A 2705-nucleotide genomic window follows, 5' to 3' on the forward strand; every position below is an offset into this window, starting at 1 on the left:
TAAAGAAGCCAGTAAATGAATTTATAATAAACTCATTTACTGGCTAATTTGTTAGAAATTATGTCCCAGCCTCATTTTTTTATACTATATCTGAAAATCTAATTGCGCGAATATGTGTATTTATGTATAATAATGTATAATTATTAAAAAGGAGGTCAAAACAATGAAGTGTTTGTTCAAAATGCTATCAATCATAATAATAATGTTAAGTACTTTCACCTTATTCATCAGTCCGAGTACATATGCAAATGAAGATGAAAATTGGACTAAAATAAAAAATCGAGGAGAACTAAGAGTTGGATTGTCAGCTGATTATGCACCTTTAGAATTTGAAAAGACGATACATGGTAAAACTGAATATGCGGGTGTAGATATAGAATTAGCTAAAAAGATTGCGAAAGATAATCATCTAAAGCTAAAAATTGTAAACATGCAATTTGATAGCTTATTAGGTGCACTTAAGACCGGTAAAATCGATATTATTATCTCCGGTATGACAACAACTCCCGAACGAAAAAAAGAAGTGGATTTTACAAAACCTTACATGATTACAAATAATGTGATGATGATTAAAAAAGATGATGCAAAACGTTATCAAAACATCAAAGATTTTGAAGGCAAAAAAATTGCTGCGCAAAAAGGGACAGATCAAGAAAAAATTGCACAAACTGAGATTGAAGATAGTAAAATTTCTTCACTCAATAGATTACCTGAAGCTATATTATCTTTAAAAAGTGGAAAAGTAGCAGGTGTAGTTGTTGAAAAACCAGTAGGTGAGGCATATTTAAAACAAAATTCAGAACTAACATTTTCAAAGATTAAATTTAATGAAGAAAAGAAACAAACATGTATAGCTGTTCCTAAGAACTCTCCTGTACTTTTAGATAAGCTAAATCAAACGATTGATAATGTAAAAGAAAAAAATTTAATTGATCAATACATGACAAAAGCAGCCGAAGATATGCAAGATGATGGAAATTTTATTTCTAAATATGGCAGTTTTTTCATTAAAGGAATTAAAAATACTATTTTGATTTCATTAGTAGGTGTGGTATTGGGGTCTATTTTAGGCTCTTTTATAGCTTTATTAAAAATAAGTAAAATTAGACCATTACAATGGATAGCAAGTATATACATAGAATTTTTAAGAGGTACTCCTATGCTTGTGCAAGTGTTTATTGTATTTTTTGGGACTACTGCAGCTTTGGGGTTAGATATTTCAGCTTTAATTTGTGGTACTATTGCGCTTGTTATAAATTCTTCAGCCTACATTGCCGAGATTATTAGAGCTGGTATTAATGCTGTAGATAAAGGACAAACTGAAGCTGCTAGAAGTTTAGGATTGAATTATAGACAGACTATGCAATCAGTAGTTATGCCACAGGCAATTAAGAAAATTTTACCTGCATTAGGTAATGAATTTGTAACCTTGATTAAAGAATCGTCTATAGTTTCCACAATTGGAGTGAGTGAAATCATGTTTAATGCACAAGTTGTACAAGGGATATCTTTTGATCCTTTCACACCATTGTTAGTTGCAGCATTACTATATTTCTTACTTACATTTGCACTTACACGTGTTATGAATTTTATTGAAGGGAGAATGAGTGCCAGTGATTAATATTAAAAATTTAAATAAAAAATTTGGAGCAAATGAAGTATTGAGAGATATTAATCTTACTGTTGAAAAGGGTGAAGTGGTTGCAATAATTGGACCATCTGGAAGTGGTAAAAGCACTTTACTCCGTTGTATGAATTTGTTAGATGTACCTTCAAAAGGTAAAGTTATATTTGAAGATAATGAATTAACTCAACATAATGTTCATTTAGATAATTTACGACAAAAAATGGGTATGGTATTTCAAAATTTTAATTTATTTCCTCATAAAAAGGTCATTGAAAATGTAATGTTGGCACCACTTTTATTACATAAAGATAGTAAAGATCAATTAAAAGAGAAAGCTTTATATTTACTTGAAAAAGTGGGGCTTAAAGACAAAGCAGATTCATATCCTAATCAACTGTCTGGAGGTCAAAAACAAAGAGTTGCTATTGCAAGAGCTTTGGCAATGGAACCTGATGTTATGTTATTTGATGAACCAACATCTGCACTTGATCCTGAAGTAGTAGGGGATGTTTTAAAAGTAATGAGACAATTAGCGAATGAAGGTATGACAATGGTGATTGTCACGCATGAGATGAACTTTGCTAAAGAAATAAGTGATAAAGTAGTATTTATGGCCGATGGTGTTGTGGTTGAATCTGGTACACCACAAAACATATTTGAAAATCCTCAGCACAGTCGAACTGAAAATTTTTTATCACGAGTGTTATAAAATTTATGTTTTCGAATGATAAAAGTCAAAGTTTACTATACTGAGTTAACGAATTTGTTATAGTGACATCATTTTAAACTTTTAAAAGAGAATTAGTATATCATGAAAATACTTATAGAAGTTTGGAAACAAATTGTTGTCTTAAGTTTAAAATGGTAAATAGGGTCAAAGTTATCTAAAACATGGATTTTTAAATATAAATATCGATTCGCTACAAAATTTGTAAAGAGGCTGGGACATAATTCCTAGCAAAAAAGTCAGTAATAGGTTTACATAAATCCATTTACTGGCATCTTTATTTACAATACTTCGTATTGTTGGCTCGCTTTCTTAGGGGACAGCTTCAGCCTGTAGTCTTCAGCTTGTCCT

2 protein-coding genes are annotated in these 2705 nt (G+C 30.6%); both read left to right on the forward strand.

Translation table 11 applies throughout. From position 1 onward, the window contains the following. Positions 1–202 precede the first annotated feature (202 nt). Positions 203–1621, forward strand: coding sequence for an ABC transporter substrate-binding protein/permease (locus tag AC1Q7N_RS11620; protein WP_002456348.1), 1419 nt, complete (start codon positions 203–205; stop codon positions 1619–1621). Then, positions 1614–2336, forward strand: a complete 723-nt coding sequence (locus AC1Q7N_RS11625) for an amino acid ABC transporter ATP-binding protein (protein WP_001829838.1) — start codon at positions 1614–1616, stop codon at positions 2334–2336. The genes AC1Q7N_RS11620 and AC1Q7N_RS11625 overlap by 8 nt, the downstream gene beginning before the upstream one ends. Positions 2337–2705 lie beyond the last annotated feature (369 nt).

The sequence above is a fragment of the Staphylococcus sp. GW823-FHT05F06 genome, assembly GCF_058795495.1.

Coding starts and splice junctions, on each gene's coding strand:
- AC1Q7N_RS11620 (WP_002456348.1), top strand. CDS start 203: ATGTTAAGTACTTTCACCTTATTCATCAGTCCGAGTACATATGCAAAT.